General features: G+C 60.9%; 22 protein-coding genes. 9 read left to right on the top strand and 13 right to left on the bottom strand.

Annotated elements, in window-relative coordinates; genetic code table 11:
• Positions 1–149: 149 nt before the first annotated feature.
• From LVY75_14540 to LVY75_14525, 4 genes are all read right to left on the bottom strand, one after another.
• Entirely contained in the window at positions 150–962 is an 813-nt protein-coding gene (locus tag LVY75_14540; protein XAZ24425.1) for a L,D-transpeptidase, read from the bottom strand.
• 147 nt (positions 963–1,109) lie between these two features.
• Complete coding sequence (locus tag LVY75_14535) at positions 1,110–2,033, bottom strand: alpha/beta fold hydrolase (protein ID XAZ24424.1); 924 nt, start codon at positions 2,031–2,033, stop codon at positions 1,110–1,112.
• 114 nt (positions 2,034–2,147) lie between these two features.
• Positions 2,148–3,773, bottom strand: coding sequence for a cisplatin damage response ATP-dependent DNA ligase (locus tag LVY75_14530; protein XAZ24423.1), 1,626 nt, complete (start codon positions 3,771–3,773; stop codon positions 2,148–2,150).
• A 3-nt stretch (positions 3,774–3,776) separates the two neighbouring features.
• Positions 3,777–4,787 (bottom strand): ligase-associated DNA damage response exonuclease, encoded by a 1,011-nt coding sequence (locus LVY75_14525; protein ID XAZ24422.1) that lies wholly within the window; start codon positions 4,785–4,787, stop codon positions 3,777–3,779.
• Between the two features lie 155 nt (positions 4,788–4,942).
• On the opposite strand from LVY75_14525, the gene LVY75_14520 reads away from it, so the two are divergent.
• Positions 4,943–5,539 carry a DUF922 domain-containing protein gene (locus tag LVY75_14520; GenBank protein ID XAZ24421.1) on the top strand — a complete coding sequence of 199 codons (597 nt, stop codon included), beginning with the start codon at positions 4,943–4,945 and terminating at the stop codon, positions 5,537–5,539.
• Between the two features lie 5 nt (positions 5,540–5,544).
• On the opposite strand, the gene LVY75_14515 is transcribed toward LVY75_14520, so the two are convergent.
• Positions 5,545–6,111: a dienelactone hydrolase family protein gene (locus tag LVY75_14515; protein XAZ24420.1), complete on the bottom strand. Its 567-nt coding sequence runs from the start codon at positions 6,109–6,111 to the stop codon at positions 5,545–5,547.
• 139 nt (positions 6,112–6,250) lie between these two features.
• On the opposite strand from LVY75_14515, the gene LVY75_14510 reads away from it, so the two are divergent.
• Entirely contained in the window at positions 6,251–7,222 is a 972-nt protein-coding gene (locus tag LVY75_14510) for a glycerophosphodiester phosphodiesterase (protein XAZ24419.1), read from the top strand.
• Here LVY75_14510 and LVY75_14505 read toward each other — a convergent pair whose 3' ends face one another.
• Positions 7,223–9,520, bottom strand: a complete 2,298-nt coding sequence (locus tag LVY75_14505; protein XAZ24418.1) for an EAL domain-containing protein — start codon at positions 9,518–9,520, stop codon at positions 7,223–7,225.
• Positions 9,521–9,789: 269 nt separating this feature from the next.
• Here LVY75_14505 and LVY75_14500 point away from each other — a divergent pair, with 269 nt between their 5' ends.
• Positions 9,790–11,112, top strand: coding sequence for a TIGR03808 family TAT-translocated repetitive protein (locus LVY75_14500; protein XAZ25721.1), 1,323 nt, complete (start codon positions 9,790–9,792; stop codon positions 11,110–11,112).
• A gap of 98 nt (positions 11,113–11,210) precedes the next feature.
• Positions 11,211–11,876, top strand: a complete 666-nt coding sequence (locus LVY75_14495; GenBank protein XAZ24417.1) for a glutathione S-transferase family protein — start codon at positions 11,211–11,213, stop codon at positions 11,874–11,876.
• A gap of 3 nt (positions 11,877–11,879) precedes the next feature.
• Here the strand turns inward: LVY75_14495 and LVY75_14490 are convergent, their stop codons facing one another.
• A complete protein-coding gene (locus LVY75_14490) occupies positions 11,880–12,776 on the bottom strand; it encodes a LysR substrate-binding domain-containing protein (protein ID XAZ24416.1) in 897 nt (298 codons plus the stop codon).
• 191 nt (positions 12,777–12,967) lie between these two features.
• Here LVY75_14490 and LVY75_14485 point away from each other — a divergent pair, with 191 nt between their 5' ends.
• Together LVY75_14485 and LVY75_14480 are read left to right on the top strand one after the other, a co-directional pair.
• A complete protein-coding gene (locus tag LVY75_14485; GenBank protein XAZ24415.1) occupies positions 12,968–13,141 on the top strand; it encodes a hypothetical protein in 174 nt (57 codons plus the stop codon).
• A 46-nt stretch (positions 13,142–13,187) separates the two neighbouring features.
• Positions 13,188–13,565, top strand: coding sequence for an MmcQ/YjbR family DNA-binding protein (locus LVY75_14480; GenBank protein XAZ24414.1), 378 nt, complete (start codon positions 13,188–13,190; stop codon positions 13,563–13,565).
• On the opposite strand, the gene LVY75_14475 is transcribed toward LVY75_14480, so the two are convergent.
• Both LVY75_14475 and LVY75_14470 read right to left on the bottom strand, forming a co-directional pair.
• Positions 13,535–14,155: a glutathione S-transferase family protein gene (locus tag LVY75_14475; protein ID XAZ24413.1), complete on the bottom strand. Its 621-nt coding sequence runs from the start codon at positions 14,153–14,155 to the stop codon at positions 13,535–13,537. The two genes, LVY75_14480 and LVY75_14475, sit on opposite strands and share 31 nt — an antisense overlap.
• A 103-nt stretch (positions 14,156–14,258) precedes the next feature.
• Positions 14,259–14,615: a DUF4406 domain-containing protein gene (locus tag LVY75_14470; protein XAZ24412.1), complete on the bottom strand. Its 357-nt coding sequence runs from the start codon at positions 14,613–14,615 to the stop codon at positions 14,259–14,261.
• Positions 14,616–14,738: 123 nt separating this feature from the next.
• Between LVY75_14470 and LVY75_14465 the strand changes: the two genes are divergently transcribed.
• Complete coding sequence (locus tag LVY75_14465) at positions 14,739–15,494, top strand: DeoR/GlpR family DNA-binding transcription regulator (protein ID XAZ24411.1); 756 nt, start codon at positions 14,739–14,741, stop codon at positions 15,492–15,494.
• Here LVY75_14465 and LVY75_14460 read toward each other — a convergent pair.
• On the bottom strand, positions 15,469–16,290 hold the full coding sequence (locus LVY75_14460; protein XAZ24410.1) for a hypothetical protein: 822 nt from the start codon (positions 16,288–16,290) through the stop codon (positions 15,469–15,471). The genes LVY75_14465 and LVY75_14460 overlap by 26 nt on opposite strands.
• A 66-nt stretch (positions 16,291–16,356) precedes the next feature.
• Positions 16,357–17,361 carry an asparaginase gene (locus LVY75_14455; protein XAZ24409.1) on the bottom strand — a complete coding sequence of 335 codons (1,005 nt, stop codon included), beginning with the start codon at positions 17,359–17,361 and terminating at the stop codon, positions 16,357–16,359.
• A gap of 198 nt (positions 17,362–17,559) precedes the next feature.
• Here LVY75_14455 and LVY75_14450 point away from each other — a divergent pair, with 198 nt between their 5' ends.
• Complete coding sequence (locus tag LVY75_14450; protein XAZ24408.1) at positions 17,560–18,771, top strand: MFS transporter; 1,212 nt, start codon at positions 17,560–17,562, stop codon at positions 18,769–18,771.
• A 1-nt stretch (position 18,772) separates the two neighbouring features.
• On the opposite strand, the gene LVY75_14445 is transcribed toward LVY75_14450, so the two are convergent.
• Positions 18,773–19,396, bottom strand: a complete 624-nt coding sequence (locus tag LVY75_14445) for a transcriptional regulator (GenBank protein XAZ24407.1) — start codon at positions 19,394–19,396, stop codon at positions 18,773–18,775.
• A 100-nt stretch (positions 19,397–19,496) separates the two neighbouring features.
• Between LVY75_14445 and LVY75_14440 the strand changes: the two genes are divergently transcribed.
• Positions 19,497–20,954 carry an MFS transporter gene (locus LVY75_14440; GenBank protein ID XAZ24406.1) on the top strand — a complete coding sequence of 486 codons (1,458 nt, stop codon included), beginning with the start codon at positions 19,497–19,499 and terminating at the stop codon, positions 20,952–20,954.
• Between the two features lie 61 nt (positions 20,955–21,015).
• Here LVY75_14440 and LVY75_14435 read toward each other — a convergent pair whose 3' ends face one another.
• Positions 21,016–22,014 carry an NAD(P)H-quinone oxidoreductase gene (locus tag LVY75_14435; protein XAZ24405.1) on the bottom strand — a complete coding sequence of 333 codons (999 nt, stop codon included), beginning with the start codon at positions 22,012–22,014 and terminating at the stop codon, positions 21,016–21,018.
• Positions 22,015–22,048: the final 34 nt, after the last annotated feature.

The following is a 22,048-nucleotide window of genomic DNA, read 5'->3' as shown; positions in this document are numbered from 1 at the left end:
CGGGGCTTGCCATAAACGCAGCTCACCCCTGATTCGTCCAATGCCGAAATCGACAAGGAAAAAATCTATCGGCTTATACTAAATAAACCATAGCATCACGCAGACGTGTCCGGCTTCGGGCAGACGATCTCGCCTGCCCTGTTGCAGCCCTACATCACCACGATCTCCGACTTGGCCGACACGCGGTCGTAGAGGTCGACCACATCCTGGTTGAGCATGCGTACGCAGCCGGAGGAAACCGCCTTGCCGACGGATTGCCAGTCCGGGGTGCCGTGAATGCGATAGAGCGTGTCCTGGCCATCCTTGAAAATATACATGGCGCGGGCGCCGAGCGGATTTGCAAGGCCCGGATTCATGCCGCCATTTTCCGCCGAGAAGGGGCGAACCTCCGGCTGGCGGGAGACCATTTCGACCGGCGGCGTCCAGCGCGGCCACTTCTGCTTCCACTGGATGACGCCACGGCCCTTCCAGGCAAATCCCTCGCGGCCGAGGCCGACGCCGTAACGCATGGCCCTGCCATTGCCTTCAACGAAATAGAGGAAGCGGTCCTGGGTATCGACAACGATCGTGCCGGGGCGTTCGTTGGTCTGGTACTCGACCTCCTGGCGCAGATATTCCGGACGGATGCGAGTGGCCGGGATGGCCGGCAGCGTGAAATCGCCGTCCCTGACCTGGCCGTACATGCCCATGTCGAGGTTCAGCGGGTTACTGACCGGCAGACCGTAGGTCTGATTGAACTGCGTCCTGTAGAGTTCGCGTGTATGCGGCACCGGTTGATCGGGAAGCGGCTTGACGCGACGCGGATCGACGCCCGGCGGCTCGTAGAAGACCGGTGAAATCTCCTGCACGAAGCGCGCAGGCGAATCGGCTGCGACATCGGGGACAAGAATGTTGCAGCCGCTGAGCATCGTTGCAGCAGCCGCGAGCCCGACAAACGGGAAAGCCCGGCGCAGAAAATTCATGAATCTACCCTCATCAGCGATCACGGAGACAGCATTATCTGCTCACAGGATGGCATTCGCGGCTGGCGCGAGGCTGGTGCCAGAAGCTGGAACCCGCCGAAAAAGACGGATGACGCAGGTCCCTGCCGGACATGCATCCGGTAACTGTCAGGCCGCCACACCACGGAAGAATTCGATGCTCTGCGCGATCTCGGCCGGCAGTGCCGAAGTGTGGTTGCCGTCAACGGTATCTGCTTCGATATGCGTACCGGCCGCACGGGCACGCGAAACGAGAAGATCGGCGCGATCGTTGAAATGAGACTCTTCCGTTCCGTGCAGCACACGTACCGGGCACTTGAAGCTGTGCGCATAACAAAGCGCCGTGCGTACCTCGAATTCATGCGCGTTGGAATCGTCGAAGCGGATGTCTTCGGGATAGCGGTTGAAGAAGCGGAAGGCATCCGCATTGCCCGAAATCGGCACCGCCGCCCGAAAATGATGCGTACTCATCGCCGTCAGCATGGTCAGCGTGCCGCCGATGCTGTGGCCGGCAATGAAGAGGCGTGCGGGATCGACGCCCGGCAGATGGCGCAGGCGCTCGGTTGCGGCGAGCACGTCGTCCACCTCGTCATAGAAACCGGAGAAATTGCCCATCTGGCCGTTTTCGCCGCGCATGGAAGGCATCATAACCACATAGCCGGCATCCACGTAGGGCTTCATGAGCTGCCAATGGCCAATGCCCATGGCATTGCCGCCGTGAAGGAAGAGGATGCCGGGCTTCGACTTGGTCCCGCGCTTGTATTTGGACACCCAGGCCGTCAACTCCAGCTCGCCGCCATAGCCGGAGCGGTAGAATATCCGGTCGGCATCGGCCGGTGCCGTCAGCGGCTCATATTTATCCGGCGCCGGCCCCTTCTGCAGCAGCTTGGTGCGGAAGTGATGGCGGACACTGGCATAGTCATGCTTGGCGAGCCTTGGAACATCCGGGACATCGAAGGCATTCGCGAGGCGAGGCAGCATAAGAGAGCCGGCTATCCCTGCAAGCACGCCGCGGCGTTGACGGAAAAAGGCATTTCGTTCTTGCGAGCTCATACGCGGCACCCATCATTTCCCCGGCCCAAAAAATCTGCACCGGACGAACCTTGCCGCCAATACACATGCTGTTGAAAACGGGGGACTGCGTCATTTTTGCGCAGGCAGATGATATCAACCCGCCTTGGCGTCGATCATAGCAATGAGCGTGCGCAAGCGATCGGCCTCGTAGGAGGGCTTGTCGGGGCGCAATCTCGCGATGCGGGGGAACCGCATGGCTACGCCCGACTTGTGGCGTGTGGAGCGATTGATTCCCTCGAAGGCGACTTCCACCACGAAGCCGAACTCCTTGTCCGCCCGCACTGCGCGGACCGGGCCGAAGCGCTCGGTCGTGTTATTGCGCACGAACTTGTCCAGCACTTCGAGCTCGGCATCGGTGAAGCCGAAATAGGCCTTGCCGACAGGGACGAGCTGTTCGCCATCCTCATCCTCCGCCCAGACGCCGAAGGTGAAATCGGAATAATAGCTGGAGCGCTTGCCGTGGCCGCGCTGGGCATACATTAGCACCGCATCGACATTGTAAGGATTGCGTTTCCACTTGAACCACGGCCCCTTCATGCGACCAGCCTGATAGATGCTGTCGCGGCGCTTGATCATCACGCCTTCGATAACGGGATCGGGCGGGGCAGCACGGAGATCGTCCAGCTGCTCCCAGGTGGAGAACGGCACCAGAGGCGAGAGGTCGAAGCGGTCGTGCGGGGCGCGGTCGATAATTTCCGAGAGCCGGTCGCGACGCTCGATATAGGGCTTGCCGCGCACGTCCTGGTCGCCGTCGAAAAGCATGTCATAAGCGCGGATGAAAGCCGGATATTCTTCCAGCATCCGTGCCGTCACCGTCTTGCGATTCAGGCGCTGCTGCAGGTCGGAGAAGGTGCGGGTCGGGTTGTTGGAACGCGCCGTGCCGCCAACCAGAAGCTCTCCGTCGATGACGCCGGAAAAGCTGATTGAATCAAGAACATCAGGAAAGGCACCGGAGATATCATCACCGGAGCGGGAATAGATCCTGCGTGTCTCGCCGGAGCGGGAGAGCTGGACGCGAATACCATCCCATTTCCACTCGGCGGCATAATTGGCGGCGTCGAGACTATCGAGATCGCCCTCCTCCACCGGATTGGCAAGCATCACGGAATGGAAGATCGCAGGCGTTGCAAGCACCGGCTTTTCCTCACCACCCTCCAACCATTTGAAGAGCGTTTCATAGGGCGGCTGCAGGCCGTGCCACAGAGTTTCGATCTCGGTCACGTCCTTGCCGCCGAGATCGGCAAGCGCCTGCTTGGCGAGGCGGGCGGAAACGCCGATGCGCAACGCCCCGGTCGCGAGCTTGATGAAGGCAAAGCGCCCGGAGGAATCGAGACGATCGAGCAGGTCGCGCACGAAGCTGCGTACTTCCGTGCGGCCAAGCGAATTCATCCTGACGACCACCTCGCCAAGACGCGGCTGGGCGAGCGCAGAGCGGTCGATATCGCGTTCATTATCCCAGACCAGCGAGATGGTTTCGGCGAGGTCGCCGACATAATCATAGGAGTAGCGGAAGAGCACATCGTCCATGCGCTCCAGAACCAGTTCGCGCAGCATCGCGGGCTTGACGTTGCGCACCTCCAGCGTGCCGGCAATGGCAGCAAGGCCATAGCCGCGATCAGGGTCAGGCGTGTCGCGGAAATAGTCGGTCAGCAGCTTGAGCTTGCCGTTGCGGCTGGGGGTCAAGACCAGGCGGTCGAGGAGGTCGGCGAAGGCTTTCATGCTTCAATCCCCCTCGTCCTCATAACCCACCAGGTGCAGCGGCTTGGCCTTGATGCCCTGGAGCTCGCACCAGCGCACCAGTGCCTCCTCGCGGCCATGGGTGACCCAGACCTCCTGCGGGGCAAGCTCGGTGATCGTCTCGGTCAGTTCCGGCCAGTCGCAATGGTCGGAGATGACGAGCGGCAGTTCGACACCGAGCTGTTTGGCGCGCTGGCGCACCATCATCCAGCCGGAGGCGAAGGACGGCAGCGGATCGTTGAAGCGGCGGGCCCAGCGGTCGGCAAAGGCAGAGGACGGGCCGACGACGACGGCGCCCTTGAAAATGGACTTGTCGCGGCTTTCGATCGTGGCCGGCAACAATTCGCCGAGATCGATGCCCTGGCTGACATAATAATCGCAGAGACGTTCCATCGCGCCGTGAATATAGATCGGTTCACCGTAACCGGCGTCGCGCAGCAGGCGGATGACACGCTGTGCCTTGCCGAGCGCATAGGCTCCGACGAGGTGTGTGCGTTCGGGAAACTGGCGCAACGAGGCGAGCAGCTTGCCGGTCTCGTCGATCGGATCGGGATGGTGGAAGACCGGCAGGCCGAAGGTCGCCTCGGTGATGAAGACATCACAGGGCACGGGCACATAGGCTTCGCAGGTCGGGTCGGGCCGGCGCTTGTAGTCGCCCGATACGACGATGCGCGTGCCATTCTTCTCGATGGCGATCTGGGCCGAGCCCAACACATGGCCGGCAGGATGGAAGCTTACCTTCACGCCGTTGACGACGAGTTCTTCGCCGAAAGCGACCGGCTGTTCGCTGGCAGAGAAGCCGTCGCCGTAGCGGATGCGCATGATATCAAGTGTCTGGCGGGTGGCGAGCACATTCACGTGGCCGGGACGCGCGTGATCGGAATGGCCATGGGTGATCAGCGCCCGCTCCACCGGCCGCACCGGATCGACATAGAAGCCGCCTTCCGGGCAATAGAGCCCTTCTGGGGCGGGATAGAGCAGCGCGTCTGGTCTCATGACAGCAAAGATAGTGGGAAATGCGTTTTGCGCCAGAGGGATACGCAGAACCAAATTCAGCGGTGAAGACGGGCTATGCGGCCTCTGTCCATTGCATCCGCCGCCAAGCCTCGTTAGCTTCGCCCGCGCTCGGCAAGGAAGCGGATGAGAGGCATATGAGGACTGTTTTCGGATATGCGTTGGTGGCGTTCGGGCTGGCTCTGCCTGCCGCAGCCGCGGGAACCGACTGGCAACCGAGCGAGGAAGTGAAGGCATATGCAATCGCCGGCCGCACCGGCATGCAGCTCTACCAGTCCATCGGCGAGCGCGGCCCGCAGGTCGGGCCGGGCCGGGTCATCGCGCATACGACTTTCAAGCTGACCTGGACGCGCAAATACGAACAGCAAGGCAGTGCCTGCACGCTGACTTTTGCAAAGCCGAAGCTCATCATCATCTACACGCTGCCGAAGGCGCCGAACGACCTGCCGGCGGCGACCAAGGCAAGTTGGGAGAGCTTCATAGCGGGTGTGCGCATACATGAGCGCTGGCACGGCGAGACGATCATCGAAATGGTCAAGGAGATCGAGACGCTGAGCAACGGCTTCTCCGTGCCTGATGATCCCGGCTGCAAGAAGATCAGGCCGGAGCTGACGGTGCGGCTCGGAGAGCTCTCCAACAGACAGCGTCAGCGCGGCCGGGATTTCGACCGCGTGGAAATGAGCGAAGGCGGCAATATCCAGCAGCTCATCCTGAAGCTGGTGAACGGTCCCTGAGCGGTTCAGAGCGCAGCGAGGAAAGTGTCGACGCGGCTCCAGGTGGCCTCCGCCGCCTTTGCATCGTAGTCAGGCAGCGACGGATCGGTATAGAGATGGCCGACGCCGGGATAGAGGAAGACCTCCAGGCTGATACCAGCTCTTGCGGCATGCGCGCGCCATGGAGCCACCTCGTCCGCGGGCGCGAACTCGTCGGGGTCCGCCAGATGGACCTGAAGGGGAATGCCTTCGCGCGCGTTTGCCGGAATTTCTGCGATGCCATGCAGCAAGAGGATGCCGGCCGCTTGCGGTCGTCCCGGCCAGAGGCTCGCGGCTACGCCTGCGCCCATGGAGAAGCCGCCGAGGACGGCCGATGCCGGCAAGTCGGCGATCGCCTTTTCAGCGCGCCCGCAAAGTTCGGCCCAGCCGATCTCTTTCCTGAGGGCAAAGCCTTCTTCGAGCGTGCTCCCTACCCTTCCCTCGTAAAGATCCGGCGTTACGACCTGATGGCCTGCCGCGCGCAGACGCGCCGCGGCGTCGCGTTCAAGGGACCGCAATCCGTAGACCGAGTGAAAAAGTGCAATCGCCGCCATCACCATCTCCCTGTTTTGTGGGCTAAACATAGGGTTTCTGCAACGTGAAGGCGAGCTTTAACGCACAAAAGCCCCAAATGAGCCAAAGAACCACCGGAATCGCTTTCTAGCCATTGCCGAGGCATGGCCGGAGGGGATGATGGGACGGAAGCTCAAATATGCAGGCGCGGCAATTCTCGTATTTGTCGCCGCAGTTTATCTCAACAATACCAGCTTTCTAGCCAAACATCGCGAGGGCAAGCCGTTGCTTCTGGCGCATCGCGGCATTGCCCAGCGTTTCGATGAGACGGATCTCAAGAACGACACCTGCACGGCTACACGCATGCTGCCGCCAAAGCACGACTATCTGGAGAACACGATCCGCTCTATGCAGGCGGGTTTTAATGCGGGTGCGGACGTGGTGGAGATCGATATCCACCCCACGACGGACGGGCAATTTGCCATCTTCCATGACTGGACACTCGATTGCCGGACAGATGGGCATGGCGTGACGCGGGAGCATTCCATGACCGAGATGAAGTTGCTCGATATCGGCTATGGCTACACCGCCGATAACGGCAAGACATTTCCTTTTCGTGGCAAAGGCGTCGGTCAGATGCCGACCCTGGATGAGGTGCTTTCTACCTTCCCGGACAAACATCTGCTCATCAATGTCAAAAGCCGCGACCCCGCGGAGGGCGAAAAGCTCGCTGCCGTGCTGAATGGCCTGCCGGCTGAGCGGCGCGCCAGGATCATCGTTTATGGCGGTGATGAGCCGATCGATCGCTTCAGGCAATTGGCGCCCGAGATCCGCACGGCTTCGCGCGCCAGTCTCATGGGCTGCCTTACCGGCTATATCGGCTATGGTTGGACGGGTGCGCTGCCTGCCGATTGCAGGAATGTGATGATGCTGGTGCCGATCAATTACGCGCCCTGGCTGTGGGGCTGGCCCGACAGGTTCCTCAACCGCATGCAGGATGCGAATACGCTGGTCTTCGTGATCGGCCCCTATCACGGCGGCGGCTTTTCGACCGGTATCGACAGTGCCGAACGCTTTGCGCAACTGCCAGCCAATTACTCCGGCGGCATATGGACGAACGAGATCGAGACGGTCGCCGATCTGGTGAAGTGATCAAGCGCCCCGCGCGAGCAGCATGACGACGATTTCTTCCGGCGCAACAGGCTTGGAGAAGCGATAGCCCTGCGCCTCCTCGCACCCTGCGTGGCGCAGGAAATCCAGCTGCGCATCGGTTTCCACGCCTTCGGCGAGCACTGAGAGCTTCAGTGTCTGGGCAAGCGAAATGACGGCCGACGCGATGGCAACGGCAGTCGTATCTGCAGGCAGAGCCTCGACCAGCGAGCGGTCCATCTTCAGCCGGTCGAAGGGAAAGGTCTTCAATGCGGCAAGCGAGGAATAGCCGGAGCCGAAATCATCGATCGACAGGCGCACACCGAGCGCGCGCAGAGAGAGCATGATGGCGAGCGCTCTGGCCGCATCCTGCATGATGACGCTTTCGGTCACCTCCAGCTCCAGCCATCGCGCATTGAGCCTATGGCTGTCGATCGCCTCGGCGACGTGGGAGGCGAAGTCCGGATCGGCAAACTGCTTGGGCGAGACATTGACGGCAATGGTCAGTGGCGTCAGGCCCATGTCCTGCCAGGCGCGAGCCTGGCGACAGGCCTCGTTCAGCACCCACAGGCCGAGCGGCACGATGAGACCGGTTTCCTCCGCAAGCGGAATGAAATTGGCAGGCGGTATCACGCCCTTCGTCGGATGGTTCCAGCGCACCAGTGCTTCGAGGCCGGTAACGCGGCCTGTCGTGACATCGACCTGCGGCTGATAGAGCAGGAAAAGCTGGTGGGCGACGATCGCCTGGCGCAATTCCTCCTGTTCGGTGAGCGGCAGGTCGACGGAATCGCTTACAACGCCGTCGTGATATTGCAGCGTATTCCGACCGAGCTGCTTGGCGCGGTACATGGCGCGATCGGCATTGGTGAGCAGTTCGTCCGGTGTGGCGCCGTCCCATGGGAAGGCGGCGATGCCGATGCTCGAGGTGACAGCGATTTCACCCACAACGGAGCGGACCGGCTTGGAAATCGCCTTCTGCAGATCGCGCAGGCGCCGCATGATGCCGGCATCGTGACTGGACTGGTGGACGAGCACGACGAGGAATTCGTCACCGCCGAGGCGTACGACCATATCCGAAGCCCGTACGCAATTCGCCATGCGCGTGGCGGTTTCCTTCAGCACCTCGTCGCCGGCGGCGTGGCCGCTCGTGTCATTGATCTCCTTGAAATTGTCGAGATCGATGTAGGCAACGGTGACCTTGCGGTTGTTGCGCCGGGCCTGATCGAGGATCTTCGCCATGCGCTCCTTCAGAAAAGCACGGTTCGGCAGGCCCGTAAGATCGTCGTGATGGGCCATGAAATGAATGCGGTCATCGACACGCTTGCGCTCTACGGCAATGCCGGCGACGTGGGTGGCGAGCGCCACCAGTTTCATTTCGTGTTCGGTGGGGCGCCGCGTCTCTTTCGAATAAAGCGCGAAGGTGCCGAGGACATTCTTCTGCGAGGTGCAGATCGGCGTCGACCAGCAGGAGCGGAAGCCGAACTGGCTGACCATCGCCCGGAAATCCTCCCAGAGCGGGTCGGCCATGACGTCCTCGACGATGACGGTTTCGCCACGCCAGGCTGCCGTGCCACAGGAGCCCACCTTCGGGCCGATGACAACGCCGTCGATCATGCGGCTGTAGGCGCCGGGCAGATTGGGAGCCGCGCCGTGGTAGAGCCGCGTACCCTCGCTGTCCAGCAGCAGCACGGAGCCGGAAATGCCGGTCATCTGCCGCTCGATCATCAGCACCAGCGCTTCGAGGATCATCGGCAACGGTTCATTGCGGGCGATCATTTCCAAGAGGTTCGCCTGGCCGCGATAGAGCTCCTCCTGCCGCTTGCGCTCGGTAATATCGCGGGAGACGCCGATGAGCCCGACGACTTCGCCGCGATCGTTGCGCAGCGGTATCTTGGAGGTCAGGCGGCACATGGTACCGCCACCAGGCAGCGGCACGAATTCCTCCAGGTCTATGCGGGGCTCGCCGCCCGACATGATCTCCTGCTCGACATCGAAATACCGGCGGGCCGTCTCAAAATCGAACAGGTCGAAATCACGCTTGCCGGCGATCTCGGCAGCGTTCTCAAATCCGTGGCTGCGCGCCGTGACAGCATTGGCGAAAACGAAGCGGCCGTCGCGATCCTTGACGTACAGAAAATCGGGAAGCTCGTGGACGATCGCCTTGAGGCGGAGGTTCTCTATGCCCTCGGAAAGATGGTGCGCGGTCGCCGCCATCATTGCCTCGGTGGCAGCTACGATACGTTGTGTCTCGGCACTGAAGCTATCACCAGATTCCCAACGCCGGGCACCAATTCCATTCATGACGCTGTTCTCCCGGTAACCTCAGGCGCTGTCCACAATAGTCATAATTGAAACCGCTTTCCAAAATAGCGAGCATTTCCTTCAGGTTGTTTAAATGGAAAGGTGAACAAGACGACAATATCCGAGAGGTTGCGTTTCTTACTCGACCGACGGTTATTCTTCTTTTGCGGATATGCATCAAAAGAGGACATTTCTACTGGCATGTTTCCTGCGTGGGCACCGATATGAAGAAAGATTTCAGCAAAATCTCCCGGCGAGATCTGCTTGGCATGCTGGCCGCCTCCGCGGCAGCCATGACGGCGGCTCCCGTTGGTGCGGAGCAACCCGATCTGCGCGGCTCGATCAATGCGGTCCGGTATCGCGCCGTTCCCGAGAGCGGCGACAGGAAGAACCGTAACCTGCAGCAGATGATCGAGCAGGCGGCTCGCGAGAACGCACCGGTCTTCCTGCCGCCGGGCACCTACCCGATCTCCAACCTGACCTTGCCGGACAATACGCGCATCAGTGGCGTGCCCGGTGCGACGCGGATCGTCTATACCGGCGAAGGCCATCTCTTCGCAGCCGAAAATGTCGGCCGCATCGAGCTTTCCAACCTCGTGATCGACGGATCGAACCGCTTGCTTGCGGACTATGCCGGCGGGCTCGTCCAGTTCACCGGTGTCGGTGAGGTCCTGATCGACAATTGCGAGATCATCGGCAGCCGCAAGCACGCCCTGCAACTCGAGCGCTGCGGCGGGCGGATCGAGCGCAGCACGATTTCCGCCGCCGGACAGTCCGGTATCTATGCGGTGGAATCTTCGGGACTTGAAATATCGGGCAATACGGTTTCGGATTGCGGCAATGGCGGCATTCTGGTGCACCGCTGGAAGAAGGCCGAGGATGGCACGGTCGTGTCCGGCAACCGCGTTTTCAATATCCGCGCCAATGATGGCGGCACCGGCGAGAACGGCAACGGCATCAATATTTTCCGCGCCGATGGCGTAACGGTGACGAACAATCAGATCTCCGACTGCGCCTTCACCGCTGTTCGCGCCAATTCCGGCTCCAACATCCTGATCAGCAACAACCAATGCCGCCGCTCCGGCGAGACGGCGATCTACGTGGAGTTCGAATTCGTCGGCGCGGTCGTCTCCGGCAATGTGATCGACGGGGCGGCAAACGGCATATCGATTGCCAATTTCGACCAGGGCGGCCGACTGGCAAGTGTGACGGGCAATGTCATCCGCAACCTGACGCTCAAGGGGCCTTACAAGCACGAGGTCGGCTTCGGCATCGGTATTGCGGCGGAGGCCGATACTCTGGTGTCTGGCAATGTCATCGAGGATGCGCCGCGCTGGGGGCTGCAGATCGGCTGGGGGCCTTATCTGCGCAATGTCGTCGTCAACAGCAATGTCGTGCGCAAGTCGCCGGTTGGCTGCGCGGTCTCGGTTGCCGAGGGCGCCGGTTCCGCCGTGATCACCGACAATATCTTCCAGGAGATGGGCAAGGGCGCTGTGATGGGGTTCGCGTGGGAGAAGCAGGTTTCTGACGAGCTTGCTGACAATAACTCCCGCTATAAGCAGCTGACCGTCGAGCGAAACCGGATTTCCTGAGTGCTATCAAAAGCTTTCATCGACATATCATCCGCGGATGCTTTCTTCACGATCGCGCTGGCTTTAGGGTCGGCGCACCAAAGAAGAGGGACATTTCCATGCTGACGATTTATGGGGTTTACCGCTCGCGTTCGGCCCGCATTTACTGGATGGCCGAGGAACTCGGGATCGAATTCGAGTCCGTGCCGGTGTTGCAGGCCAAACGGCTTGCCAATCCGCTCTCGCCGGACGCGCCTATCAATACTCTGTCGCCGAAGTTCCTTGCGTTGAACCCGATGGCATTGATCCCCGCCGTCAAGGACGGCGATCTCGTGCTGAATGAGTCGCTGGCAATCAACCTTTACCTCGCACGCAAATATGGCGGCGAGCTCGGCGGCAATACCGTCGAGGAAGACGGTTTGATGACGATGTGGACGGTCTGGGCGGTTTCCGAACTCGATGGCAATACGGGCAAGATCGTCTCGACCTATGATGACGGCAGGGAAAACACCGAGGCAGGACGCGCGGTGATCGATGTCGCGTGCCGTACCATGAAGCGGCCGCTCTCGGTTCTCGAAAAGCATCTCGACGGCAAGGACTGGATCGTCGGCGGACGTTTCACGGTCGTCGATCTCAACATCGCGGAAGTGCTGCGCTATGCCCAGAGCGAAACCGCGCTCTTCGAGGCACATCCGAATATCGACGCCTGGATCAAGCGTTGCCAGTCGCGCCCGGCCTATCTGGAAATGCAGCGCAAGCGCTCACTGGAGCCGATCGAGATTTGAGAATCAGCCGAAGATCGCGGCTGTTTCAGCCATTTGCTCGCGAATCCAGGCCTTGAAGTCACGTACCTTCTTCGGCTCACGGCTGCCTTCGGCTGTTACGAAATAATAGCCGTCGCCGGTATTGGCGCGGATGCCGAAGGGTGCGACCAGCCGGCCCTCCTGCAGGGAAAAGCCCGCAAGCGTCTGCCAGGCAAGCATCACACCCTGCCCGGCAATCGCCGCATCGAGGCAAAGCGAGGCATCGTTGAAGCTGTGGCGTACTGCGGGCGGGGCACCGGATAGGCCGGCCGCCTGCATCCAGACATCCCATGTGAACATGGCATGGGCATCGATGACGGCCGGGAGCTTCAGGATATCGGCCGGCCTCTTCAGTTTCGCGGCCATCTGCGGAGAACAGACGGGAAAGACCTGCTGATCCAGAAGGTGCTCGATCCTCACGCCGGGCCATTGACCCTTGCCGACGCGGATCGCGACATCGATATCGGAGGCGGCCGGATTGATGAGCCTCGTCGTCGCATCGAGGCGCAGGTTGATTTCCGGGTGGCGCTCCATGAAACGGTCCAGCCGGCAGACCAGCCAGCGGGCGGCGAGAACGGGTGCTACCGAAATGGTCAGAATGCATTCGTCCTTTCGCTGCGCCATCGAGACAGCTTCCGAAAGACGGAGGAAGCCTTCGTTCAGGGCGGCAAGGACAGGTGCGCCTGCTTCCGTTACCAGCATGCCTTTCGGCGTGCGCTCGAAGAGCAGTCGGCCAAGCTGGGCTTCGGCCTTGATGACCTGCTGGCTGACGGCGCCGACGGAAACGCCAAGTTCATCCGCCGCCGCCTGAAGCGAGCCAAGCCGGCCGACGGCTTCCAGTGCGCGAAGGCCGTTGAGATGCACGGAGTTGAGATTTCTCATATAGTTTTCCTATAGCAGGAAACCGGTAATCTCAATTGAAAAGCAAGCGTTCGCGGCTGATATTGCGATCATTGGACGCCGATCTTCATTCCATGACTAGATTGGACGGCCGGCCAACTGAAATCCGTAGCGCCAAAAGCCGAGCTGCGCCCTCAGAAAGCGAGAGCAAGATGTCGTTGCTGAAGTTTTTCTTGAACGAATCCAACCCTGTCGCCAGGGTACCGCACAGCGAACATGACAGGGGTGACGATCTTCTCGATCACCCGGATATCGCCTCGATGTCGCAGCGGGAGCTTGCCGATCTGCCGCTGCCGGTCCCCGCGCCCGGACGCCCCCTGCAACGACAACTAGAGAAATGCGCCTGAACATATGATAGAATCTGCCCGGGGACGATTCAGGGCGGACATTACGATGGAAAGCATAGCGAGCATTCTGGCGCGATTGAAGCGGTTGACAAAGGAGGCTGGCCTTTCCGGCATCGAGGAAAGCACGTCTTATGGCAACCTGGCGCTGAAGGTCGGGGGCAAAAGCTTCGTCGCGGTCAAGAACGACGAAACGGTGGTGATCTCGATCCCGATCGACCACAAGGAACATCTATTGACGATGGCGCCAGACATCTACTTTCAGACGAACCATTATGTCGGCTGGCCGCACCTGCCCGTGCGGATCGCCGCCATCGGCGACGATGAACTCAAGCAGCGACTGATCGACGCCTGGACGTACCGGGCGCCGAAGAAGCTGATATCTGCTTACCGTGCTCAGGCCTTTTCACGTGCCAGCGCGCGCTGAACAGCAGGGCGTTCCAGCATGCGGGCATAATGCGCGCTGATCCCCGGGAAACGCGCGGGATCGACGCCATCGGACGGCAGCCAGCCGGTCATGACGAAAAGATAGGGGTCGGCGACCGTATAACTGTCACCCATCACCCATGGCCCCCTGAACAGGGCGGCCTCGATAAGCTCAAAGCTTTCACCCATGGTCTGCGGCACCTTGGCCTTCATGGATTCCAGGGCAGCTTCGTCATCAGCCCAGCGGGAACCGCGCGGGCGGTGGGCGTGGTTCACATGCACGGTGGAAGAGATGTATCCGTTGAAAGCCTGCAGCCGGGCAAACTCGAACGGATCGTCTAGCGGGGCGAGTTTCGCGGTCGGCGCCGTCTGCGCGATGTAGGCGAGAATCGCCGTCGACTCCGTCAGTACGCCACGGTCGGTGAGGAGCGCCGGAACGCGGCCCTTCGGATTGATCTTCAGAAATGCTTCCGAGCGCTGCTCGTTCTCCCGCGTATTGACCTTCTTCGTATCGAAGGAAAGGCCGGATTCCTCCAGGGCAATAAGGCTTGCGAGAGCGCAGGTACCCGGTGCGAAATAGAGTGTGTGCATAATGAGACTCCCCTTTCGGGGAGCCTTATAGCGCGAGTTTCAGGACCGGCGAAAGACGCCGGGGCGCTTTCTCTTCTGCGTCTCGGGAAGAAGAGGCAGGGCCTCAAGCACAACCCGGCACATCCTCCAGCCGATGCCAGACGGGAATGCCGCGCTCGGTGGCGATGCGGACGTCATTATCGGCACCCTTGGAGTCGCCCGGCAGGCGCAGAACGCCCTCGCAAAGCTGCAGCAGCCTGCCTGCGACCGGATGGAAGATTTCCTCGTAGAGATCGTCACCCACCGACTTGCCGCCGGCGGCGTTCCACACCGGCAATGCCACCCATTCGCCGATCATGGGCACATGGCCAGCCTTGAACAGCGCGTGCGACGGCTCCTCGAGGCGCTTGAGATTGGCAGCCATCTTCGTCGGGTCATCGCCCGTCCCGGACCTGTAAGGCCCGGCAATCAAAATCAACATGATCTACTCCATCAAGTCCCGGCCTCATGCACGGGATTTCGCGAAAATGCACGATATTTCTTGAATGTCGAGTCAATTCGTGCATATTCACGATATTCCGTAAATTTTCGTGCAAGAACATTCATGCTGACCAGCCAACGCAAGACCCTCATTCTCGACATCCTGCGCCGCGACGGGCAGGTCATCGCCAAGCGCGTGGCGGAGGATTTCGAGCTTTCGGAAGACACGATCCGCCGCGACCTCCGCGAAATGGCGGCGGAAGGGCTATTGAAGCGCGTGCATGGCGGCGCCTTGCCCATTGCCCCCGACCTGCCAGACTTCACGGCCCGCCGCGACGTCGCTTCCGACGTCAAGGCGCGGCTCGGCGCGAGGGCGGCGCAGATGGTGAAGGCCGGACAGATGGTATTTCTCGACGGCGGCACGACGACGGCAGAAGTTGCCCGTCACCTGCCGCGCGACATCGCCTTCACGATCGCCACCCACAGCCCGACGATCGCCGCCGAGTTGGAGCATCACCCGACGGCCGAGGTGATCCTCTGCGGCGGCAGGCTCTACAAGCATTCCATGGTGGCGACAGGCGCGGTCGCAATGGCTGCAATCTCCGCTCTGCGGCCGGATCTCTTCTTCCTCGGCGTGACGGCCGTCCATCCCGTGCACGGATTTTCGACCGGGGATTTCGAGGAGGCGGCCATCAAGCGGCATATCGCCCGGTGTTCGGCGGAGACGCATGTGCTGCTGACGGCGGAGAAATTCGATCTCGTTTCACCCTGCACAGTGCTTGCCGCAAGCGAAGTGGCGGGGCTGATCGTGCCCGCAGAAATGCCTAGGGAAAGGCTTCAGCCCTACGCCGAACTCAATGTCGCAATTGCCTCAGCTTGACCCGCTTTCGGCGGAGCGGAGGAACGATGCCCGGCGGCAGCAGGCTGAGGACAAGCGCGGCGATGAAAACCATAAGCACGAAGACACCAGGCAGGACATTGCCGAGCCCAAGCGTCAGTATCTCGTGGAAGCGTGGCTGGACATTCGCAATGATGGCCGCGAGCGCCGGCATGCCTAGAAGCTTAGCCACCATCGATGAAAGCCAGTTCATTTCAGCAACAGCGGCGAGAACGCCATAGAAGGCCGCGGCGTAGACAATGCCGCGTAGGACAGTCGAGGCGCCGAGGGGCCTAGTGCCATCATCCTCGAAGGGAATGGCAAGATAGGCAAGCAAGGAGGCGAGAAACAGGAAAGCCAACGGAAGTGCTTCAGATATCGCGGCCCATTGCAGGCGTTCGCCGGTCGCGACGAACAGCAGGAAGGGCATGGAGGCCACAAACCACAGGATTACCGGCAGCCCCCAAAGCCGCAGCAGCGAAAGATAGCTCAGCCGCAGCAGCGCAGCGCCAAACAGAATCCCGATCGCAATCCACACGCCTGCAGTTTTCAGCGTACCGGCCATGAACTGCACCACCGGCATGCAGGAGCCGGCCATTTCCACACAATTGGAGAGCTGGACCGCAAGCCAGGTGAAGTAATCGAAGCAGAGCGTAAAGAACATCAGGAGGGTGATGCCAGTCAGCATCCACCACAAATAGCGGCCTGCGAACATGTTCTGCCCTCGCAGATCAGGAGGAACCGTATTCATGCGCTCCGTCGCGGCGAAGACACGGCTGACCGCCGGACGTGCCTCCATTTATATTAGGTAATTCTTATTTTTTTATAACTTATATATTTAACAATGCAGCGATCGGGGCAGCGATCAGGCAAAGGCATCTGTCACCCTGACATCACCGACATGGATGCCGTTCCAGTTGCGCATCGATTTATTTGCCATAGCGCTCAGCGCGGCATGTTCCTTGCCGCCCTTCTCGAAGTGGCGTGCAAGCGTCGCGGCAACCATGGCCTCGGCAGCGCGCGTGGTGCCGTCATCACACTTCAATGCGATTGCAATTCCCTGTTCCGGGATAGCCGCGCAGAAGACACCTTCCGCGCCCGTCTTGCAAAAGATCCGTCCGGGGGCGATCTGCATCAGTTCGGTGCAGGCACGGCCGGTGCCGGCCACATAGAAGGGCTCGGCCATGCAGGCTTCGATGAGCCGGCGGGAAGCTTTCGCGCGTTCGGGGCCGAGGCCATTACCCGTCGCCATCTTCGCAAAGCCATGAGCAAGTGCTTTCAGCGGCACGGCATAGGTCGGAATGGAGCAGCCGTCGGTGCCGCAGACATCATGACCGAGTGCGGCGCCCGTCAGGTCCCCCATGGCGTCTCGGATCTGCTGCTGCAGCGGATGATCGTAGCTGACATAACCCTTGCTATCGATATCCTGATGGCAGCAGACGCAGATGAAACCGGAATGCTTGCCGGAGCAATTGTTATGAAGCGCCGTCGGCTTCTCCAGCGTGCGCGCCTGATGGATCAGCGTCTTCTGGTCCGAAGACCAATGCGCGCCGCATTCCAGCGCCCCCACGTCACGGCCGGCACGCGAGAGCATGGAGGCGGCAAGCGCCACATGTTCATCCTCGCCGCTATGCGAGGAACAGGCGAGCGCCAACTCCCTGTTGCCGAAGCCATAGGCATCCGCCGCGCCGCTTTCGAGCAGCGGCAGGGCCTGCATGGCCTTGCAGGCCGAGCGCGGGAAGACACTTGCTTCGATATCGCCACGCGAAAAGGCGACACGGCCATCGCCATCCACGACCGCAACAGAACCGCTGTGACGGCTTTCGACAAGGAGGCCCCTGGTGACTTCGACGAGGACGGGATTGGGCATGGCAAGGATCCGGATGTGGGTAAAGAGACTGCAGGAGGCATAGCCCCTCCATCTCTGAAAGCCAACGGAATTCGCGCCTGATGCCGGCCAATCACAGCATCTAAACAGCGATCACACGAAGTGACCGGCGGTGCGTCAAACTATCGTTTTCCGTGTGGACGCTATGGGGCTAAAGGTGGGGTATCAGGACTCGTTTTCATGCCATCCTCATTCTCTTCCATCATCCGCGACAGCCGCATCCGCATTCCAACCGTCACGCTGGTGGCGCTCGCCTTCACCTATGCGTCGACCGTTCCCTACCAGTCGATTATCGGCATCAGCGAACTCGGCATGAGTGACGGCGCCTATTCGGCGCTGGTCTTCTTTGCTGCCATCGTCAATGTCTCGATCAGCCTGACGCTCGGCATATGGTCGGACAGGCTGACGGAAAGACGGCCGCTGGTGCTTGCGCTTTCTATTGCCGGTATGATCGGCTTCGGATCGATAGCGCTCATCCATAGTCCCGCTGTCTTCATCTTCTCGGTGCTGTTCCTCGTGCCGATGAGCAATTCCACCTATTCGCTGCTCTTTGCCAGCGTGCGGGCGCGCACCAACCAGCTGGTCCGCAGCGAAGCGGTCGCCATCACCTCGACAGTGCGCGCACTCTATTCGGGGTCCTGGGCGGTGGCGCCCGGGCTGGTCGGGCTTGCGCTGGTCACTTCGCCATCGATGACGCCGGCTTATGGCGTGGCGGCGGTGGCAAGCCTCATCTGCTTCTGTCTCTATTTCTTCTTTGCGCCCGGCAATGGACCGGTACGCGAAACGATCCCCAACCAGCCGGGCTTCTTCGCTTCACTGAAGCGGGTCTTTGCGCCCGATGTTTTCATCCGTGTTTTCGTCATGTCGCTGCTGCTCGGCCTGCAGCGGCTGAGCGGCATGGTTTCGCCGCTCATCGTCGTGCACAAGATCGGCGGCAGCGTCGTCGATGTCGGCTTTCTCTCGGGCCTGACGGCTTTTCTCGAAATGCCCTTCATGATGATGTGGGGGCTTGTACAGCGACGTTTCCGCACTGTGCATGTATTGGCTTTCGGCTCGGTGCTCTACTGCCTCTATCTGGTGCTGCTCGGCTTTGCCACCGCACCCTGGCAGCTCTATGCGCTGCTCGGTCTCAATGCCTGTGGGGCTGCTGCCATCCTCAGCCTGCCGATCACCTATCTGCAGGACCTCATCGCCGACCGGCCGGGTCTCGGCAGTTCGCTCATCTCGCTCAACACCTTTATAGGCATTGGCGTTGCCGCAGGTCTTTTCGCGCTCGGAACAGCGGTAACGGATTATTCCGGTACGGCCTTTGTCGGGGCGGCGACAGGCATCGCCACCATCGTGATCCTGCTCTATCTGGAAAGCGGCAGCGGCGTGCGCCAGCCTGCCTAAGTCATCGCGGTGTGATGCGATAGGCGCAGCGTCGTGCCCCAAGCAGGATGTGTTCGCTGCGCTCGACCCTGGCCGAAAGCACGCTGCGGAAAGTATCGAGCTCGGAACGGCAAAAACCGGCGCAGGCGGTTGCCGCCGCGCAGATCGGACAATGGTTCTCGACCAGCATCAATGATCCATCCTCCTCCTGCCAGCTATCGGCCATATAGCCCTCGCGGCTGCGGATGGCGGCCAGCCCCTCCACGCGGGCAGCAAGATCCGGCTTGTCTGCGAGTTCGTCGCGATAGCGCTGCAGCGTTTCGTTTTCGCGCGCAGTTATGACGGTATCGAGTGCTGCGGGGCCGAGTTGCTGAACCACCGTTGTCAGCAACGTCGCCGTGAGCTCGGCGTGGCCGTCAGGGAAATGACTGTTACCTTCCGCTGTCAGATGCCAGAGCTGGCTCGGACGCCCCCTGCCCCTGGCGGCGACGCTGACGGGCTCCACCAGCCCCTCCTCGGCCATCTTCGCAAGCTGCTGGCGAGCGGCTTCGCCGGAAATACCGAGCGCATCGCCGAGCGCAGCAGCAAGCTGCGGCCCTTCTGTCTTCAACAGGATCAGGATACGATTGACAGGGGACTGGCGCATATTTTCCAAGTTATCTCTTGTTTTAATCCGGTGCTCATGCAATTTTCCAATTCATAACTTGGAAAATAATCACGGGTCAGGAAAAACGCAAGGATTCATCATGTCCGAGACCGCCTTGGAACCGTCAGGCTCGACCACTTCCGTCTTCCAGCTGTTTTCTCCCACGCTTCTGCCGGCGACGCTGATGCTTGGCGGCGGCATGACAATCTCTGCCGTGGAAAGCTACATTACAGCAACGATCGCGCCGAGCATTGTGCGCGATGTCGGTGGGCTGGAGCTGTTTTCACTGGTCACGACGCTTTATATCGCCGCCACCATATTGGGCGCGATCTTCATGGCCATGCGGCCAAGGACTATCGGGCTGCGCAGTGTCTATGTCATCGCGGCTGTGATCTTCGGCGTCGGCAGCCTGCTTTGTGCGGCTGCACCTTCAATGCCGGTCGTGCTGATCGGCCGTACGGTGCAGGGTTTCGGCACCGGCGCACTCGCCGCCCTTTGCTACGCCTTCATCCGTTTTGTCTATCCAGAACCGCTCTGGCCCAAGGCGTCCACGCTCTATGCGGCGATCTGGGGTATTTCGACCGTCATTGGCCCGACGCTCGGCGGCTTCTTTGCGCATGGCAGCGCCTGGCGCTACGCCTTCGCCGTGCTTGTCCCGCTCGGCGTATTGATGGCGGTGCTGGCGCCGCGGCTCCTGCCGCAGGCCAAGGACGACCGGGAACACACAAAAATGCCGGTCGCGCAGATCTGCCTGCTGCTTGCAGCGGTGCTGCTGGTCTGCACCGCTGGCACAATCGAGTTGACGACTGCCAAGATTGGGCTGATCGGCGTTTCAATCGTCGCCGTCGGCGCCATGCTCGTCATGGAACGCAGGGGAAACAACCGGTTGCTGCCCTTGGGCGCGGTGACACTGAGCCAGCCGATATCGCGTGTCTATCTGACGATGCTCGGCCTCAACTTCGTTCTCGTCAGCGATATCTTCATTCCCTATTTCCTGCAGGTTCTGCACGGGGTAACGCCGCTGATTTCGGGCTATCTGGTGGCTCTCGTCGCGCTCGGCTGGACGGTGGCGGCCTTTTTCAGCGGCTCCTTCTCCGGCAGGAAAGCCAACGCCGCGATCATTGTGGGCTGTTCGACCGAAGCCGCAGCGACAGCCATGCTGGCCGTCTTCCTTGCCCGCGAGAACCCTGAGGCGCGCCTCATCATCCTCGCACCGGCGGCCGTCGCCATGTTCATGATGGGTTTTGGTGTCGGCCTCGGCTGGGCACATCTCGTCGCCAAGGTGCTGAAGCTGGTAGCCGACAGCGAGCAGGACAAGGCTTCAGCCGCCATCCCGACCATAAGCTCGCTCGGCAGCGCTTTCGGCGCGGCCTTCGCCGGTGTCATTGCCAACGGCACGGGACTGGTTGAGCCGGGCGGCATTGCGGGTGCATTGTCTGCGGCGAGCTGGCTCTATCTCATCATGGCATTGCCCGGGTTGATTGCGACAGGCGCAGCGCTGTCGCTCACAGCATCGAACCGAAAATCGGAATCGATTTTCGGAAAGCCCGATGCGTAGATTCAAAGAGTTAGAGTATGTCGCGATCGCAAAACCGCTATACACTCTTGTGCGACACGCTTCAGCCGAGTTTCAGCATGATCTTGCCGATGTGGTTGCTGCTCTCCATCAGCCGATGAGCGGCCGCTACATCCTCGAATGCAAAGGTCTCGTAGATGACGGGTGCGACCGTGCCGGCTTCCAGAAGCGGCCAGACCTCGGAGAGAAGATCGTCGCGGATCGCCCGCTTCTCCTCCGCCGTGCGCGGGCGCATGGTGGAGCCTGTCACAGTCAGGCGCTTGACCATGATCGGCGCCAGATTGACCTTTTCGGCAACCGCGCCCTGCAGGAAGGCGATGATGGAGAGGCAGCCGTCCTTGGCCAGCGAGGCGATGTTCTTCTCGAAATAGGCGGCGCCAATCATATCGAGGACGATATCGACACCATGGCCGGTTTCTTCCCTGATGACGGCGGCGAAATCTTCCTGCCTGTAGTTGATGGCGCGCCTGGCGCCAAGCCTCTCGCAGGCCTCACACTTTTCCTTCGAGCCGGCGGTCGCATAAACCTCGGCACCGAAAGCCTTGGCGAGCTGGATCGCGGTCGTGCCGATGCCGCTGGAGCCGCCATGGATCAGCACTTTCTCGCCTTCCGTCAGGCCGGCCATCTGAAAAAGGTTTGCCCAGACGGTAAAGAAGGTCTCGGGAAGGGCCGCTGCCTTCACCGCATCGAACCCTCTCGGGAAGGGCAGAGCCTGACCGGCCGGCAGAAGGCAATACTCGGCATAAGCGCCGCCATTGGCTAGGCCGCAGACCTTTTCGCCCAGCGAATAACCCGTCACGCCAGGCCCGATCGCGACCACTTCCCCGGCGAGTTCGAGGCCGAGAATGGGGCTCGCATCTTTCGGCGGCGGATAGCTGCCCTGGCGCTGTGAAATATCGGGCCGGTTGATGCCGACCGCTTCGGTGCGGACGAGGATCTGACCTTCCGACGGCGCCGGCACAGGTCCATCCGCAATGACCATTGCCTCCGGCCCACCGAACGAGGGCACATCGACAAAACGCATACGCGACGGCAACGACATGACCGGCTCTCCCTATTCCTAAGCAATGGAGATA

The sequence above is a fragment of the Sinorhizobium sp. B11 genome (assembly GCA_039725955.1).
Lineage (GTDB): Bacteria > Pseudomonadota > Alphaproteobacteria > Rhizobiales > Rhizobiaceae > Rhizobium.
The sequence above is the reverse complement of the archived record's forward strand: the minus strand, read 5'-3'. Positions and strand labels throughout refer to the sequence as shown.

What these genes read in the sequence shown, in the direction of transcription:
- LVY75_14540 (XAZ24425.1), bottom strand. Translation starts at nt 962, where the DNA reads ATGAATTTTCTGCGCCGGGCTTTCCCGTTTGTCGGGCTCGCGGCTGCT.
- LVY75_14465 (XAZ24411.1), top strand. Translation starts at nt 14,739, where the DNA reads ATGCTGACCAGCCAACGCAAGACCCTCATTCTCGACATCCTGCGCCGC.
- LVY75_14490 (XAZ24416.1), bottom strand. Translation starts at nt 12,776, where the DNA reads ATGAGAAATCTCAACTCCGTGCATCTCAACGGCCTTCGCGCACTGGAA.
- LVY75_14445 (XAZ24407.1), bottom strand. Translation starts at nt 19,396, where the DNA reads ATGCGCCAGTCCCCTGTCAATCGTATCCTGATCCTGTTGAAGACAGAA.
- LVY75_14455 (XAZ24409.1), bottom strand. Translation starts at nt 17,361, where the DNA reads ATGCCCAATCCCGTCCTCGTCGAAGTCACCAGGGGCCTCCTTGTCGAA.
- LVY75_14505 (XAZ24418.1), bottom strand. Translation starts at nt 9,520, where the DNA reads ATGAATGGAATTGGTGCCCGGCGTTGGGAATCTGGTGATAGCTTCAGT.
- LVY75_14510 (XAZ24419.1), top strand. Translation starts at nt 6,251, where the DNA reads ATGGGACGGAAGCTCAAATATGCAGGCGCGGCAATTCTCGTATTTGTC.
- LVY75_14530 (XAZ24423.1), bottom strand. Translation starts at nt 3,773, where the DNA reads ATGAAAGCCTTCGCCGACCTCCTCGACCGCCTGGTCTTGACCCCCAGC.
- LVY75_14435 (XAZ24405.1), bottom strand. Translation starts at nt 22,014, where the DNA reads ATGTCGTTGCCGTCGCGTATGCGTTTTGTCGATGTGCCCTCGTTCGGT.
- LVY75_14500 (XAZ25721.1), top strand. Translation starts at nt 9,790, where the DNA reads ATGCTGGCCGCCTCCGCGGCAGCCATGACGGCGGCTCCCGTTGGTGCG.
- LVY75_14535 (XAZ24424.1), bottom strand. Translation starts at nt 2,033, where the DNA reads ATGAGCTCGCAAGAACGAAATGCCTTTTTCCGTCAACGCCGCGGCGTG.
- LVY75_14525 (XAZ24422.1), bottom strand. Translation starts at nt 4,787, where the DNA reads ATGAGACCAGACGCGCTGCTCTATCCCGCCCCAGAAGGGCTCTATTGC.
- LVY75_14440 (XAZ24406.1), top strand. Translation starts at nt 19,497, where the DNA reads ATGTCCGAGACCGCCTTGGAACCGTCAGGCTCGACCACTTCCGTCTTC.
- LVY75_14470 (XAZ24412.1), bottom strand. Translation starts at nt 14,615, where the DNA reads ATGTTGATTTTGATTGCCGGGCCTTACAGGTCCGGGACGGGCGATGAC.
- LVY75_14460 (XAZ24410.1), bottom strand. Translation starts at nt 16,290, where the DNA reads ATGGAGGCACGTCCGGCGGTCAGCCGTGTCTTCGCCGCGACGGAGCGC.
- LVY75_14515 (XAZ24420.1), bottom strand. Translation starts at nt 6,111, where the DNA reads ATGGCGGCGATTGCACTTTTTCACTCGGTCTACGGATTGCGGTCCCTT.
- LVY75_14450 (XAZ24408.1), top strand. Translation starts at nt 17,560, where the DNA reads ATGCCATCCTCATTCTCTTCCATCATCCGCGACAGCCGCATCCGCATT.
- LVY75_14480 (XAZ24414.1), top strand. Translation starts at nt 13,188, where the DNA reads ATGGAAAGCATAGCGAGCATTCTGGCGCGATTGAAGCGGTTGACAAAG.
- LVY75_14475 (XAZ24413.1), bottom strand. Translation starts at nt 14,155, where the DNA reads ATGCACACACTCTATTTCGCACCGGGTACCTGCGCTCTCGCAAGCCTT.
- LVY75_14495 (XAZ24417.1), top strand. Translation starts at nt 11,211, where the DNA reads ATGCTGACGATTTATGGGGTTTACCGCTCGCGTTCGGCCCGCATTTAC.
- LVY75_14520 (XAZ24421.1), top strand. Translation starts at nt 4,943, where the DNA reads ATGAGGACTGTTTTCGGATATGCGTTGGTGGCGTTCGGGCTGGCTCTG.